This is a genomic window from Verrucomicrobiales bacterium (assembly GCA_016793885.1).
GTDB lineage: Bacteria > Verrucomicrobiota > Verrucomicrobiia > Limisphaerales > UBA11320 > UBA11320.
In genome coordinates, this window is sequence record JAEUHE010000061.1 from 24,225 (window position 1) to 40,208 (window position 15,984).

At 60.0% G+C, this 15,984-nt stretch carries 7 protein-coding genes; 3 read left to right on the forward strand and 4 right to left on the reverse strand.

Annotated elements, in window-relative coordinates:
* Positions 1–8: 8 nt before the first annotated feature.
* Both JNN07_07895 and JNN07_07900 read left to right on the forward strand, forming a co-directional pair.
* Entirely contained in the window at positions 9–3,938 is a 3,930-nt protein-coding gene (locus JNN07_07895) for a hypothetical protein (protein MBL9167648.1), read from the forward strand.
* Between the two features lie 6 nt (positions 3,939–3,944).
* Positions 3,945–5,735, forward strand: coding sequence for a sel1 repeat family protein (locus JNN07_07900; GenBank protein ID MBL9167649.1), 1,791 nt, complete (start codon positions 3,945–3,947; stop codon positions 5,733–5,735).
* Positions 5,736–5,785: 50 nt separating this feature from the next.
* Here JNN07_07900 and JNN07_07905 read toward each other — a convergent pair whose 3' ends face one another.
* From JNN07_07905 to JNN07_07915, 3 genes are read right to left on the reverse strand one after another with little or no spacing between them, the layout of a single operon-like run.
* Positions 5,786–7,726, reverse strand: coding sequence for a response regulator (locus JNN07_07905; protein MBL9167650.1), 1,941 nt, complete (start codon positions 7,724–7,726; stop codon positions 5,786–5,788).
* Positions 7,727–7,751: 25 nt separating this feature from the next.
* Positions 7,752–8,222, reverse strand: coding sequence for a response regulator (locus JNN07_07910; GenBank protein ID MBL9167651.1), 471 nt, complete (start codon positions 8,220–8,222; stop codon positions 7,752–7,754).
* Between the two features lie 3 nt (positions 8,223–8,225).
* The gene (locus JNN07_07915) at positions 8,226–10,067 is read right to left on the reverse strand and encodes a PAS domain S-box protein (GenBank protein MBL9167652.1); all 1,842 of its coding nucleotides are present in this window, start codon (positions 10,065–10,067) and stop codon (positions 8,226–8,228) included.
* 486 nt (positions 10,068–10,553) lie between these two features.
* Here JNN07_07915 and JNN07_07920 point away from each other — a divergent pair, with 486 nt between their 5' ends.
* Positions 10,554–11,663, forward strand: a complete 1,110-nt coding sequence (locus tag JNN07_07920) for a Rieske 2Fe-2S domain-containing protein (GenBank protein ID MBL9167653.1) — start codon at positions 10,554–10,556, stop codon at positions 11,661–11,663.
* A gap of 133 nt (positions 11,664–11,796) precedes the next feature.
* Here the strand turns inward: JNN07_07920 and JNN07_07925 are convergent, their stop codons facing one another.
* Entirely contained in the window at positions 11,797–15,900 is a 4,104-nt protein-coding gene (locus tag JNN07_07925; protein MBL9167654.1) for an immunoglobulin domain-containing protein, read from the reverse strand.
* Positions 15,901–15,984: the final 84 nt, after the last annotated feature.

Below are 15,984 nucleotides of genomic sequence, written 5' to 3' on the forward strand. Positions count from 1 at the left end.
TCCCTACCATGATTTCCTCTATGCTACCCGATCTGAGACTCGTTGATCCGCCCCCTCAGCGAGCGGGTGGTGCCGTCGCGCTCGCTCGCGTGCTCCGGCATGCCTACATTCTGATCGCGGCCTTCTGCTGGCTGTCGATGGGTTCCGCCCAAGGTGCCACTCCACCCACGGCAAGGCTGAAGGCGGCCTTCGCTCCCTTCTCGGTCGATGGCACCTCGTATCGTGCCGCGACTACTGCTCGCGAATTCTCGGACGCGTTGTTCGCGTCCGTCATGGAGTTTGATGGAGTGGAGTGGGTGGAGCGGGCTGAGCTTCACCTGTTGAAGGAGGAACTGGAACTGTCGAAATCAGGTTTTGGGAATTTGGAATCTCAGGCCCGAGCGGGACGGTGGAGTGAATGCGACCTGCTCATTTCGGGACGCTTTGAGGACGGTTCAGGCCCTGGTTCTACCCTGGTCATGGAGATTGTGAATCCGCGTCGGGGCGAGCTGTTGATCTCGACCAACCTGGTCTTGAACGCCCGACTGAGCAAGGATTCCAAGGCGGTGCTCGAGGAGTTGGATCGAGTTGCCGGGGTGACGCGGCAGTTGCTGAGCGCTGCCGGCGACCTAGCGGCACACCAACGTCAGTTGGTTTCCATCGCCCTGGTGACGACCTTCAACCAGCTGCAACCGCAAAAGGGGATGCACCCGCCCAATGTTCCTAAACTGATCTCCGACACATTTCAGCGTCAACTGCAGTCCAAAACGGGGCTCCGCTCCTGGCGGCATTCTCGGCATCAGCAAGGCCGTGAGGAAGCCCGGTTGATCCGAAGCGGCCTGCTGGGTTCTGAGTCTCGCGATTGGAGCCGCCTCAATTCGAGCTATGTGGTGGTGAATGCCACCAATGTCGCCGTCTTCGCCCGATCCGGTCCGGATGCGGGATGGACCGATCGCTACGACTTACGCTTTGCCATTCTGGATGTTCTGGGTCGAGTTCACCTGGAGGTCCGCACTAACCTGCGCAACGCCGAGTTGGTCGAAGCCGCGGAGGAACTCACCAAACGAGCTTTGAGCCTGGCGACTAACCGAGCACCCCAACAAGTTCCGGAGGGATCCATCCAACGGTTCGCGTCCCTGGTCAGCGAGTGGTCGGGCGAGCGTTCCTACAATCTCGCTGACTATGACGGTCGGTTGAGTTGGCTGGAGCATGTGGGTGGGTTGGAGATTGCCGCACAATTGGGGTGGCAGGTCCCGTCGATTCGGGCGCAAGTTCTCCGTGCTACCTACGATGCCGTGACGGGGCTCCCACGTCAGCCCAGTTTTCGGGAGCATCTTGAAATGCATGACCGGTGGCAGATGCTGTTGGATGAGTTTACCTCCGCCGATCACCCTCAACGAGCGGAAACGCTGCAGGTGTTGGGAGCCCGTAAACTCCACCAGCTGGCTTTGTCCAGTTTGAAGCTGGTCGAAACCGTTCGCATCGGCTCGCAGACATTCGGTGATTTTCCGCCCAGCATTGTGCAGGCTCTAGGCGTCCGACTGGAACGCCAATTCCTTCAGCGCGCCCGACTGACGCTGCGAGCTCCGGACTACACGCCGGCCGATGGACAGTGGATGATAGCTGATCGACTTCTGACGGCTTCCGAGGTGGTTGCCTTAAGTCAGGAGATCGCGGGGGTGAACGCGACGGCTACCCGGCGCGACGCGATTCCACGCCAGCCGTCCCCGTCGTCGGCCGCCCCCGTCGCGGCCGATCCTTATTCCTTTACCAATCTTCCCCGATTTCCTCGAGCCGTCGACAGCGATAAGACCGTGGTAACGGATCTTCGAATGGCTTCCTCGCTTCCTCCTCGCCTGGACTTGCCGATCGAATCCTTTACTCCCGAGGGACTGTCGTCGGTCAAAGGCCTGATCGACATGGTCTGCGGAGGCGATGAAGTCTTCCTGCTGCTCGGCCAGGAGGAAGAGGTGCAGGATCTCGAGCGCGAGAGGAACCTGGGGGTTAAGCTGGGCCTTGCGAAAGTCCCTGTGACTCGGATCTGGGCGTTCAACCCCGCGCTTGGGCGAACCAGGAAAGTGGCTTCTTTGCCGTTAACCAATCGCTTCCAACGATTGGCCTGGCATGAGAATCGACTTTGGGCGGCGGGTGATTTTATCGTTTCAGTGGATCCCCGTTCTTTGGAAGCGGGTCGGCGATATAACTTGCCAGATGGTTTTCGAAGCCCGCTGCTCGGGTTTACCTGGCATGAGGGGGGGCTGGTGGTTGCGTCCGACCGAGAGATTGCGCAACTCGATCTGAAGTCGGGACAGTGGAACGCGGTTGCGGTGCCGCCCGTGATGGGAGGCGGGAGATTAGTGTCTTCGGCTCGCGGCGTTTTTTTGGCGTCGAACCGTCACTTTGGATTCATCGAGCGAAGCGCGCTTCAGGCCATCACGCCTCAGCTTTTCAGGGAAGGAGTCCCTCCTGAGGGCTTTGCCTCGCTCATCGAGCCCAGCTGCTTCGGGGGAATCTGGGTTGCAGGGCAATACGGGTTGATGCATTACGACGCCTCGAATCGGTTTGGGGGTTTTCAAGCGCCCTCACCTCAGTATCCCGCGTTCGACAACTTCTCCGCGTTTGCCAGCTATTGCAAGCGGCAGCGTGAGAGCCATGCCAGCGAGACGAATTACCATCCCTTTCGTCCACTCAGCCGGATCAACGGACCAATCCAGGACGTGCGGGGGGACGGAGAGTTTTTATGGGTTGTCACGGCTGGAGGTGAGCCGATGGGCTATGGTCGAAGGTTCATGCTGATGCACCAGCCCACGCGGCAGTGGATCGGTTATGTGCCGGTTCCCAGTATCGGCAGTCCGATCGCCTTGGGGAATGGCTATTTGTGGGTACTCAACTCGCCCTTCAACTCAGGCGATGGCTTTCAACTCGGGCGGGTGGATTGTCGACGCGCTTACGCGACTCCTCGATCCTCCTGGGTGGACTCTCAGCCGGACCGAGCGGAGCTTGATTTGCAGGTGTCGAGTTGGTCACTCAAGGAACGTATCCTGGATGCCTTCGTAGCAGGCAGCTACTCCAATTGTGTGCGACTCATCGGATTGGTTTCTCCGCTCGACGAAGATCCGCAGCTGGGCTTCATCCTGGCCCTGGCTGCGCAGTCCCCCGAAGTCATGCGTCCGGATCTGAGCGTGGGAGCGCTTCGATCTTTGATGGTTCGGGAGCCGGAAACTTACCCCTGGCACCTGTTGGCCAAAGCCAATTTGGGTGGCGCGCAACTCATGCTTTCCCAGTCCTCCGCGAAGGCTGCGGGGGGCACGCCGACGAGTGGGGCCAGCCTTCCTTTTGAGTTGGCCGAAGCCACGCTCCGAGACCCAGCTGTGGTGAAAACTCTGTTCAGCCAATTTGATTTGGACGCCAACGGCCGTCTGGATCTCGACGAGCTGAGGGCGATGGACATCGAGCGGGAAGCGTACGCTCCTCATATTGCGGTGCGTTTGTTTCTCGTGGATGTCAACCGCAATCAGGAGCTGGACCTCACGGAGCAGCACCTTCTGTATGCAGCGTTGCGTGCTCAAGCGGAGCCCTTGTTGCTTCCCTATGATCTCGACCGCGATGGCGGCGTCAGCCGGGTGGAGGCGAAGGCCATGCACGAAAAGTTCCCCAATACGGTCGGTGGTTTTTGGCCGCTGCATCGGTTTGACTCCATCGATCTGGATCAGGACGGCAAGCTCTCTATTCGCGAGATTTCCTGGACCCTCACCACGCTGTTTGTCCAGCGGGCCACCCCGTCCGACGGTTTCGGTAATCGCATCTACCCGGAACTCCCGCAGCTTCCCTCCTACGATTCTAATTCCAACCGGCTTTGGGATCCGCCAGAGGTCGCCGCTCGCCTGAAACAGATCTATCAGCTCAACCGTACGGCGACAAACGCCCCCTCCGGGTTGCAGGCTCTAACCAAACCCTAACTCGTTGTGAATCCTCTCAATCATCCATTCGTGCTGGCCGTGGTCGCCTGCGTGACCCTTCTTCAGGCTGCATCGGGACAAATCAATTATCGTGGGATCTCGGAGGAAGTTCGCACCGAACGGCGCAAAGGACTGGCGGCCCTTCAGCGTGGGGCGGCCGAGGGGAATGTCGCCGCCATGACCGCGCTCGGACTCGAGTATGTTGGGCGGCTGGAACACTTGGATGATCTGGCTGAAGCCGAGCGCTGGCTGCGCCGGGCCAGCGAGAAGGGATATGCCCCGGCACAAACTGAACTGGGCATCCTGTTGGTGGACTACCGCAGGACCCAGGCCGCGCTCAAGGAAGCGGATGAGTGGCTGGGGAAGGCCACCGCGCAGGGTTTCCAGCCCGCTCTTCATTTTCGCGTGTATGTGTACGTGAATTCGCTGGGCTCCCTGCGCGATCCGGAACGGGCAATTCAATTATTGATTCCGTCTGCCGAGGCAGGAGATCGGGAGTCCCAATTCTTGCTGGGATCAGCCTATTCCAAACGCGCTTTGACATCGCAGGGTGTCGTCGTGGGTAATCAGGAGATCGCGATCGAGTGGTATGAGAAGGCGGCTCAACAAGGTTTGGTCGAGGCTCAGTTTGAAATGGGCAACTCCTTTTACTATGGGTCCAAAAATGATTTCCATCGCGCTGCGGCATGGTTTCGGGTTCCCGCAGAACAGGGTAATGCCGAAGCGATGCGGAAGATCGCTTTTTGCATGCTGGCCGGGAACAAAGCTTCGGAAGATGAAAAGCGGCAGGCGATTCGGTGGCTCGAGCGCGCGATCGATGCCGGGGACACCGAAGCTGCGAGCCTGCTTAAGAACATCCGTGACACCGGCTATATCTCCGCCCATTTCCGGCCCGACCCGGCCTCCCTGGCCGATGCGCTAGGTCGCGCGGAGAAGGGCGATGTCGATTCGATGCTGTTTCTGGCCGTCTCGTTTTGGAATGGTAGCAACACTCCGGTGGACCGCTCCAAGGGGGCTAGCTGGTTTCGAGCGGCTGCTGAGAAAGGCAATGCCTGGGCGATGTATCGTTACGGGATGGCGGTGGAGGGGGGGCAGGGCGCGGCGGCTTCGTTTCCGGAGGCGATCGGCTGGTACGAGCGTGCGGCGGCGGCAGGCCATCGCCGCGCGAATCGCGAATTGCTCCGGCTCTATGCGCTGGGGCTGGCCTCGTTCCCGGCGGGAAAGTCATTCCCAAGCTGGCTCAGGGAAAAGCGCGAACATCTTATGCAGGACAGCCTCGGCTTTCTCGGCGAACTTTATTGGAAGGGCGAGTTGGTTCCCAAGAATGTGGGACGCGCGATCTATTGCTACACGCAGGCGGCGGATCAGAAGGACCCGCTGGCTTTGAACCGACTGGGGGAGATGCATCTCCAAGGGATCGGCGGGACCACCAATCTCAACGAGGCCCTGTATTGGTTTAGAGCCGCCGCGAAGCAACATTGGGCGCCGGCTCAGCTGAACCTGGCGGATCTTTACGTCCAGGGTTCGGTGGACTCTACGAACCTGCCCAAAGCCTGGATTCTGGCATCGCTGGCGGCGCACAGCCGAATCCCTCGCGCCTCCAGCCTGGCGTTCGAATTGGAGTCGAAGTTGGATGCCCTGACCCTCGTGGCGGCTCGGACGCATCTGAACTCCGCTCTGGCATCGATTGTCACCGCACCAGGAGAGGCGGAGGATTGGCGTAACTTCCGGGTAGGCGGGTTCGGGGATCCGACGTACAAGTGGGGACGCCAGCTGGACGGCGCGCTTCTTCCCTGAAGCGGTACGGCCCGAGGGTTCTGCGCGAGGGGGGACAGCTGAGCGGTGACTTAAGGTTTGCTGGAAGCCTCCTTGAGCGTGTCGAGTAGCTTTTCCACACCGTACGGTTTGGTCAGCAAGGCGTACCCCCCGGATTCCGCCAACTCGGCCAGGCGATCCAGCCAGTTGCGATCATCGGCGATTCCGCTGGAAACCACCACCTGGATGGACGGGTTCAGTTTTCGGATGGCCCGAGTCAGCGCGACCCCATCCATTAGAGGCATTTCGAGATCGGTAACCAGCAATTGAATCTCCTTTTGCCGTTGAGTGAATTGGACGAGGGCATCCACGCCGTCACGCGCCAGGAGGGTCCGATAGCCGTTGCGAGTGAGATATTGATCGGTTGCCTTGAGGATTTCGGGCTCATCATCGACGACCAAAACGAGTTCGCCGTTGCCCTGCGTCAGCGGTTTGGAAGGCTGCAGGTCCAACGCCGGCGCCGTGACTCCCGGCGTCGCGGGCAGATGGACGGAAAAGGTGCTGCCTTCATCGACCTGACTTTGGACTTCCAAAAATCCACCGTGTTTTTTCACGATACCCAAAGCCGTCGACAATCCCAGCCCGGTGCCGGAGCCGGGCTCCTTCGTGGTGAAGAATGGATCGAAGATGCGTTCCAGCACTCCTGCCGGGATGCCCGTTCCGGTATCCCGGACGCGTAGCCGCACATAGTCTCCCACGCCAGGTTCCCCTGAGTGTTGGGTGGCGCTCGGAGTGAGCCGGAGATTCTCAGCCAATAAAGTGATCTTGCCCCCGCTGGGCATCGCATCCCGCGCGTTCACGCACAGGTTCAGCAGCACCTGATGGAGCTGAGTGGCGTCCCCCTGCACAGTCCACAGTTCGGGAGATACCCTGGCCTCGATCATGATGCCTTTCGGAAAGGTTTCGCGGATCATCTGGAGCAGGTCGCGGATCAAATGCTTGAGATCGGTGGTGCAGCGCTTCGCTTCCATACCGCGTCCGAACAGCAGGAGCTGCTTGACCAGTTCGGCCCCTCGTTGGGCACTTGTTTCAATGGAGGTGAGGATCTCCTCTGAATCGTGGGCTGGCAGATTCCAGCGCAGCATGGGGGCGGACATCATGATGGGAGCCAGGATGTTGTTCAGATCGTGGGCGATTCCGCTCGCCAAGGCCCCGATGCTTTCGAGTCTTTGAGCGCGGAGAAGTCTGGCCTCGTTCTGCTTGCGCTCTGTCACGTCCTGCTGGACGGCGACGAAATGGGTGATACGACCCTGGCCGTCCGGCAGCGGAACCGTGGACCACTGCATGTGGAACTCCTCGCCGTTTTTTCGGTAGTGGATCGTTTCGCCGCAGAACCCCTCGCCTCGTGCCAGGCTGTCCAGGAGCCGGCTGATGAGGTTCTGGTCGGTTTTGGGGCCGTGGAGGATCCGCATGGTCTTGCCCAGGACCTCATCGGCAGTATAGCCGGTGATGTTCGTGAAGCCCGGGTTCACAAAGACAATTCGGGGTCCTGGGCTATCGAGATCTGCCGTCGTGATGATGATGGACTCCGTGACCTGCTGGATGGCCGTTTCGAGCAGCCGCAAACGTTCGTCCGCCTGCTTCCGGGCCGCTCGCTGCTCAGCTTCATTCAGGGCGCGCCTAACGGCCGGCACCAGTTTCGAGAGTCGGTGCTTAAGAATGTAATCCGTGGCGCCGGTTTTAAGGCTCTCCACCGCCGCCTCCTCCCCCAGGGTCCCGGACACAAAGATGAACGGAACATCCGTATTGGAACCACGCACTAGGTCGAGCGCGGACATGCCGTCATAACCCGCGAGTGCATAGTCCGAGAGAATCAGATCGTAGTCGCCCTGACCCAGGGCGGATTGGAAATCGTCCGCCCCCGCAACGAGCACCCATTCACAGACGATGCCGGCGCCCTGCAGCGCGGAGTGGATCAGCTCGGCGTCCCGGGCGTTGTCTTCGAGATGGAGGATTCGCAGCATTTCTTTCATGGGGTCTTCTGGACTGCGTGCTTTCTCACAGGCCGCCGACTGGAAGGGGTTTGGCGAGCGCGCCGGGGGGAGGCTCGTTGAGCAGCACCCAATACACACTCAGGCTCTTCACCGCCTCGACGAATTGCTGGAAGCGAACCGGCTTGACGAGATACGAGTTCACTCCCAGCTCGTAGCTCCGCAAGAGGTCCTGTTCCTCGCGTGAGGAGGTCATCATCACGATGGGGACACGTTTCAGAGTAGGATCGGACTTGATCTGACGCAAAACCTCGAGTCCATCCACCTTGGGCATTTTTAAATCCAGCAGCACGACCACCGGCAGGCCTTCAATGCGGTTCGCGTAGGCCCCGCGACGGAAGAGGTAATCGAGCGCTTCAGCCCCGTCTCTCGCCACGATGACCTCATTAGCCAGATGGTTTTGTTCCAGGGCATTCAAGACGAGTTCCACGTCGTTCGCGTTGTCTTCGGCGAGCAATATCCTTCCGATGGCAGTCATAGTTTAAGGCTTCTTTGCGGGTGGTAGCGAAAAATAGAATGTTGCCCCGGCGTCCATAACGCTTTCGGCCCAGACCCTTCCGCCATGCCGGGTTACGATGCGGCGAACATTGGCCAGGCCGACGCCGGTGCCCTCGAACTCTTCTGGCCGGTGGAGCCGCTGGAAAACGCCGAACAGCTTGTCGACGTACTTCATCTCAAACCCCGCGCCGTTGTCACGGACCGAAATCACCACCTCTTCGGATGTTTCGTGCACCAGGCTAATTTCAACCTCCGCGCGACTTCGGCGACGGGTGTATTTCACCGCGTTCGACAGTAGGTTCACGATTACTTGGAGGAGCATTGCCTGATCGCCATGGACAGCAGGGAGAGCTCCGATCTTCCAATCGATCTGGCGTCCTTGGGTTTCGGGATGCAGGGTGTTGAGGGCCTCGGGGATCAGCACGTTCAGATCAACCGTCCCCAGTTTCATTTCCTGGCGGCCCATTCGTGAGAAGGCCAGCAGATCATCGATCAACTGTCCCATCTGCGCGGCCGACTCGGAAACAATGCTGAGGTAGCGCCGTCCTTTGTCGCTGAGCGAGCTGCCGAGGTGATCTCCCAGCATTTCCACGTAGCCATTGATGTGACGGAGCGGGGCGCGGAGATCATGGGAGACGGAGTAGGAGAAGGCCTCCAGTTCCTGGTTGGCTGCATGCAGCTTTTGGTTGGCGGTCTGAACCGCTTGCGAGCTCTGGAAGATTTCAGCCTCCATTAGCTCCATCCGAGCGACGAGCTTTGCTCGACTTCGATCATCGCTCTCGCGCGCGGGCGTCGTGCTCCCTCGCTTGCTGAGCACGAATTCGGTCACGTCTTCGACCCGATGAATGATGAACTGGACTTCCCCCCCCGCTCCCAGCACCGGACGATTGACCGGGCTCCAGAACCGTTCTTCAAAACTGCCGTCGGGACGACGTACATCGTACTTTTGAATCGCCATGGTGTCGGTCGTCCGCGTTTGTCTCACTCGATTCAAGGACGACCGGAGGTTGGAGACACCGGTGGCGCCGGGGTCGTCGGGGTTGTCAGGAAACACGTCGAACAGGTGACGGCCGCAGATGGCCTCACGTCGGGTCAGGGTCGCGGCCAGGTAAGCGTCGCTCACCGCGATGATCTGGAGATCCGTCGTCAGAACCAGATAGAGGCCTGGAAGCGATTCGAACAGGCTTTGGAGCTGGGCACGGCTCTTTTGGAGCTCCTCGTTGGCTGCGCGGAGCGCTTCTTCTGCCTGCTTGGTGTCGGTTACGTCGCGTGCGGTGGCATACATGAGCCCATCCGGTTGAGGCACGGACCTCCAGGAGAGAACCCTCCAGCTCCCGTCCTTGTGTCGGTAGCGGTTCTCGAAACGGAGCACTTTTTCCCCGGTCGTGCGCTGCCTTTCCACTTCGCGGAGTGTGGCTTGGTGGTCCTCCGGGTGCACGAAGGAGAGAAACGGTTCAGCCATGAATTCCTTCGGCGTCCAACCGAGAATATCTGTCACTGCCGGGCTGACCCTTTTAAAGTAGCCGTCCGTGCTGGCGATGCAGAGGAAGTCCAGCGAGAGCTGGAAGAACCGATCGAGCTCTGCACGGGCTTGGCGTTGAGCCTTCACAAACCAATAGCTCGCGGTGAGGAGGGCTAGGACAATGAAGCCCGCGATGACGTAGTGCTGCCGGAGTTGGGCCGCGGGCGAGGCAGCCTCCGCCGAGGTTGCTTCCGCTGGGCCAGAGGCGTGCAAGTTTAAGACAAGAACGATGTCGCTGGTCGCGACAATGGCGGCCAGTAGCAGCGGGCAGCGATGGAGGTGGCTTGGCTTCCGTGCCGACATGGTTGGCTAGAGCATTGCTAAGTACTGATCGTTGAGAGCCTTCCGTTCCGGTAACAGCAGGAAAGCTCGTTTTCCGAGGCAAATCAACCCTAGATCCGGCTGACCGCAAGATTCTTGAGAAACTTAAGCAAGTCTTAGTTTTTGCAAAACCTGCGAAATGCAATGCGAGACATTGGTCATCCCGCAAAATGCAATGCGAGACGTGCAGACTGTCCAGCACAACTGACAGCGAAAGGCGCAGTGGCAGTCAGGCATCGGAGCTAGGATATTTCGTCCGGTGCTGTTTTGGGAGCCTTCGGAACCTGAACGACGAAACATCACTTCCTTCCGAACGGTTGAGCGCTCTGGACCCCGTGGGGCGGGGGGGAGAAGGATTTCGTTTCGGCACGAATGTTGCAGTTCCGTGGACAATATCCGTTGGAGGCAGCGCCAACGCAACCCGATGAACGAATGTTGATCGATCCAGCCACCACACCGAGAGCCGCTATGTCCACCCAAACCCTACCCTCCCCCGACGTGGGGCGTAATACCTTGACGCAGCCTGATATTCGCAAAGTGAGAATCTGCCCCGATTTTTGGTATCCCGTGGCATGGTCGCGCGAACTGCGAGTTGGCAAGGCGCACGCCACCTCGTTTGCCGGGCAACCTGTGGTTCTGGTCCGGGGTGAAGCGGGAGATGTTTTTGCGCTCGAGAACCGTTGTGCGCATCGCCAGGTTCCGCTGCATCTGGGGGTGGTGGAGGACGAATGCATCCGGTGCACCTACCATGGATGGAAGTACAATGCCGACGGCCGGTGCGTGGCGGTTCCCTATCTGGAAAAATGCAGCCTTCGCCCCGGGAATGTTCGCAGCTATCCGTGTCGGGAAGCGTATGGGATGATCTTTATTTTTCCAGGCGATGTGGCCAGTCCGAATCGGGCCGACTTTCCCGAAATTCCGACCGCTGCGAATCCCGATTATAAAACCCGTCGATTGGATAGCATAGTGGGGTGCCACTTCACCTTCATGCACGAGAATCTCATGGATATGAACCATCAGTTCCTGCACCGCAGCCTGATGGGCGGCATCAAGACCACCTTGCTGGACACGCGTGTGGGGAATGATTGGATCGAAGCGGACTACACCTTTTCCCGTCCTCGAGGGAAACAGCCTTTGGGAGAAAAGCTCATGTTGGGCAAACGAAAAACATCGGGGCAGGACTCACGCGATGTCATGACGATCCTGACTAAATACCCTTACCAGTTGCTGCGGTTTACCACGGGAGGCAGCCAGAAGCCCGTCCTCGATTTGTGGAACGTGTATGTTCCGCAGGACCTGGAGCAGCGCACCAATCGCACTTTTGGTCTCATGATGATCAAACGGCCTTCTGTTCCGGGTTTGATCGAGTTGTTCTGGCCATTCATTGTGTGGTTCACCAACGGAATTTTTCTGCAAGATCGTCGGATCTGCGAGTTGGAGCAGGCCGCCTTCGATCGTCAAGGGGCCGATGCGAACCAGGAAATTTTCCCTCTGATTGTTTCCCTCAGAAAAGTCCTGACTGCGAACAGTGTGTGTTCTGATGTTCACGCGGATGAGAATGGCTCCGAATCTCCCTGATGGACCTGGGGCCAGCCCCCAAGCATCTGGTGAGATTGAGAAAGAGGGAGGGGGCGGTGAGGGTGAAAACAGACCGGCCGTTGAATCCTGCGAACAGGATCCAACGGCCGGGTGAACTTAGGTCAGATCAGGCTTATTCCTGGATCCGATAGAACTTGCGCGTTCCGGGTGTGGCAGCCTGGTAAGGGCTGGCCGGGTTTCCGGCCACGGCAGTCCACGTGGTGAGGTCGGTCGATTCCTGGAGCACTCCAGTGCCGACCCAGCTGATCACGACTTGGCCGCCCGCGAGGACCGGGGCGTTGAACCGGGCCTGAGGCGCCGGAGCGAGCGAGGACAGGAACTCGGCCGGGATCGGTTTCAAGGAACCCGCGGGGGTGGTGTCCGTCTCTTCTCGCCAGGCCACTTCGACAAAGTCTCCGCCGCCGCCCTCTTTGTTGAGGACTTCGATGAAGTACTTTTGTCCTCCGATCAGCGCCTGCGGAGCGGAGGTTTCGGTGACTCCTTCGGCCGGCTCCTTGAAGCCTTCACAGCAGGCGGCTTCGAAGGCGATCTGGGTGGTCGCCGTGCTTTCGTCACCGCTGAGGAGGAGTTCGGAAGCGTCGTCGCTTCGGAGGAAGAACGTGTAGTTGCCGCTCTTAGGAGGAGTGATCCAACCATAGATGCGAACGCCGTAGTCCGAACCGAGGTTGCGAGGTCCAAACGCCGGGTTGCTATTCCAGTCCCCGGCGGTCAGCGCCAGGGTGCTGAAGTTGGTGAGAACCAGGTTGGTGTAGACCCCGTTGGGGTACTGCGCGTCGGTGCGCAAGCTGTCAACGCTAGTGCCGGGGATCTTGGCGTAGAAGTCCAGGGCCAAGGTTCCCGGTGTCAGCACGTAAGACTTGAAGGTCGTGCTGTTCGGTTGAATGAGGTTTTGGCTCGCGCGTTGGTCCTTCACCCCGCTGATGCTGAGGGTGTAGGAGGTGTTGGGCGCGAGTCCGGTGGTGATCACGTCGAGGACGGCGGGATCGGTGGTCAAGGCCACGCCGGTGGCGGTTACGCCTTTGTCGAAGACGTAGTTGGCCGGTACGCCGGCGGTGTCGGGCGACACCCATCGGTCGAAGGCGACCCGCACGCGGGAAGCGCTGGCATCGGCCGTCACGTATTGGATGGTGGGAGACGTCAGATCAGCCGCGACGGTGAGCGCCACATTGACCGTGGTGAGGTTCAGCAGGGGATGACTGATCTCGAGATGGTAGGTGCCCGAGTCTTCCAGAGTTCCCTGGGCGATCACCAGGGTGGGAGAGGTGACCCCCTGGGGGTAGTGAGGGGTGCCATCTTGGTTGTTCGCTGCTTCGATGGCGACGCCATCCTTGAACCATTGAAAGGTGTTGGGATAGCCCGTCACGGTGGCCGCGATGGTGATGGTGCTGGCTTCCACTGCATTGAGGGTTTCCGGAGGCTGCTGGGTGATGACTGGGTTTACCCACGACGCGCTCCAGTGCTGCCGGATTTGGTCGGCGCTCAGCGTGCTTTGGTAGAAGGCAACTTCATCGATCGTACCGTTGTAGGGCACGGATCCGTTGAAGCGGCTGCCGATTTCAAGCGGCTGGCTGAGGTTGTTTCGATGCGGTCCGTTGACCGTTGCACTGGCTGTGTCATCCACGCCGTTGACATAGATCTTGGCGATGGTGTTCCCGTCCCAGGTCACCACGACATGGTCCCATCGGCCGGCCGTCGGGGCGGTTCTTCCTTGAATGAAGAGCACCGTTTCAGCGAAGCCGAGATGAGCTTCCCATCCATTGACGTTGAAGCCCTGGTAAACCGCCCAGCCGGCGCGGCCGGTGTTACGGTTTTGGGTGCCGATGACTGCACGGGCAATGTTGCCCGAGACATTCGGCTTAGCCCAGAACTCAACCGAGAACGGTCCGGTCGGGTTGTGGTTGGGAGTGTAAGGAACCACGGCATTGGCGACGGGGCTGGCGGAGCCGCTGAAGGTCGCGGCCAAGTCAGGGATTGTGTCCTGTCCGGGCACGCCGAGACCAACGGTGCTGGCATAGACGCCGTCATGTCCGCCGGCGTAATCCTTGAGAACAGTTCCGGCGGTCTCGTTGAGTCGCCAGTAGCTGACCGGGTGGTCAGCCAGCACGAAGGAGGCGTACTTGTCGTCGGCCGGCGGGGCCGCGAAGTTCACGGTGAACGGATCGCTCGTGATGCTGCCTTGGGGATTGGAGACCGTGACGGTGTACTCACCTGAGGAGGCAACGGTCGAGTTCATCACAGTGAACGAAGCCGTGGCGGCTGATGGATTATCCAGGATAGGATTTCCGTTCAGCTTCCACTGGTAGGACAAGGGAGCTGTTCCCGAGGCGTTGACGCGGAACACGGGGGCGCCGCCCGCCAGCAGGTTACGCGTGCCGGAGGGGGAGGCTTGGATGGTGGGGGCAGTGACCGCGGTGCCATAGATGAAACGGGAGTTGTGAACGGCGATGGCGCTCTCGGAGAGAGCATCGCTGTAGATCGCGATTTCATCGATGGTGCCGTTCCAGGCATTCGCCGGGAGTCCTTCGTTGTTGACACCGATGGAGCCGATGTTGGCTTGGAGTCCCGAGGTGGTGCCGAAGCTAGCATGATCCTTGGTACCCAGGGAGACACCGTCGACGTAAGCCGTCACTTTTCCGGCCGTGAAGACGAAGGCGACGTGTGCCAGGCGACCCAGCAGTGAGGGCGAGACGGACCAGCTGGCGGTCACGGCTGCGTCATTGCGATAGACGAGCGCGGTGCCATCGGGGCTGGCTTCGAACGCGTAATAAACCGTGGCGGGGTTGGCCGCCACGGAGAACAGCGTTTTTGGATTCTGTGTCACCGGGCTGTCCAGGTAGACGAGCGCTTCGATGGTGCCGGTGCCGTCGGTGAACTCGAAACCGGTATTGGCCGCGAGCATGGCATCTCCGTCACCCTTCAGTCTGAGGGCGCGCTGTCCGTAGGATCGGTTGGAGCGGCCGTCGAAGGAGGCGGTGCCTTTGAGCTCCGCGCCCGCGCCGGCGTTCTTGACGTTGGTCAGGTTGCCGCCGCCGTCCCCATCCACTGGGAAGAAGGCGATAAGACTCGACTCGGCCTGGATGGCGCTGCGGAAGAACTCGTTGTTCTCGGTCTGGTTCGGAACCACCGTCAGGGTGGCATCCGGCGTGGTGGTAGTGACCGTTCCATCACTTACCGAGACGCTGTAGACCTTGCCGCTGTCCGCCGCGGTGACCGCGGGGATGTAGTATTCGGAAAGGGTTTCACCGGGAAGATCGACTCCGTCGCGCTTCCACTGGAAACTGTTGTCCGGGCTGAGCGTCGTGATGACTTCGAACGGGGCAGGGCCGCCGCTCCAGACGGTCATGGATTCAGGGCGCTTGATGAAGCCGGGTCCTGCGGGAAGGACCAGGAGATCGCTGGGCTGGAAGGCGCCCGGAGCGAAGGTTGAATAGCGCAACTCATCCAGATAGCCGTTGAAGGGGTTGCCGGTGTCTTGTCCGGAACCGATATAGGGGACCGTCCCGGTGATGGGACCCTGGTCGTACGCGGCACCATCTCCGCTAGGCACCCCGTTGACGTAAAAAGTACTGACTCCGTTGTCATTCACCACCGCCACATGGATCCAGCGGGTCTTGTCGGACACCGCGGGTTCACCGATCTGGAAATTGCTTTCCGGCGTGGGTCCGATGGCATGGGCCGAGATGATCACCGTGTCCGTTTCCGCATTGTACGTGGTACGGAAGGCTGCTCCGCGGGGAGTTCCGCCGAAGTGTCCGGTGCCGGTGCTCATGAACTGAGAGGTCTGGCGATTCCCCGAGCCGCCGTTGCCCACAGGCAGCACCCAGCATTCCATGACCCAGTTGGTGGCGGGCAGGCTCCACTGGCTGGCGGGAGGTACGGTATTGTTGGGACCTTGAATCCACATTCCAGAGTTGCCACAGCTGAAAGACCCCCATCGCGTGGAGAAGGTACTGGTGGCACTGGTTCCTCCCAGCGGGCCGCCGGCGGCGACCGCCGAGATGACGGCAGCCGTGAGGCCTCCGCCACCTGCGCCGTCCTGACACCCAGACGAGAAGGCGGCGTTAAAAGGATGATTGCTTCCGCTGGAATCTGCCATCAGGCCAGCTTCGCCGGCTCGAATCCAGGAGTAGGGAGTCACCGCGGCCGAAGCTGATCCCGCCATCAGGCAGGTGAGCAGCGCGACCCCGGTGGTTAAGCTCGATTGTTTTCTTTTCATAGGCACCGTATTAGTTTTTCGGTTGGATACAACTGCAGGGAGGTCCCATGAATCGTGCCCGGGGAGTAGGCAGTGATTACGCCA

Excerpts from the sequence above, each read along its gene's own strand:
- JNN07_07925 (MBL9167654.1), bottom strand. The coding sequence starts at position 15,900 with ATGAAAAGAAAACAATCGAGCTTAACCACCGGGGTCGCGCTGCTCACC.
- JNN07_07905 (MBL9167650.1), bottom strand. The coding sequence starts at position 7,726 with ATGAAAGAAATGCTGCGAATCCTCCATCTCGAAGACAACGCCCGGGAC.
- JNN07_07915 (MBL9167652.1), bottom strand. The coding sequence starts at position 10,067 with ATGTCGGCACGGAAGCCAAGCCACCTCCATCGCTGCCCGCTGCTACTG.
- JNN07_07895 (MBL9167648.1), top strand. The coding sequence starts at position 9 with ATGATTTCCTCTATGCTACCCGATCTGAGACTCGTTGATCCGCCCCCT.
- JNN07_07910 (MBL9167651.1), bottom strand. The coding sequence starts at position 8,222 with ATGACTGCCATCGGAAGGATATTGCTCGCCGAAGACAACGCGAACGAC.
- JNN07_07920 (MBL9167653.1), top strand. The coding sequence starts at position 10,554 with ATGTCCACCCAAACCCTACCCTCCCCCGACGTGGGGCGTAATACCTTG.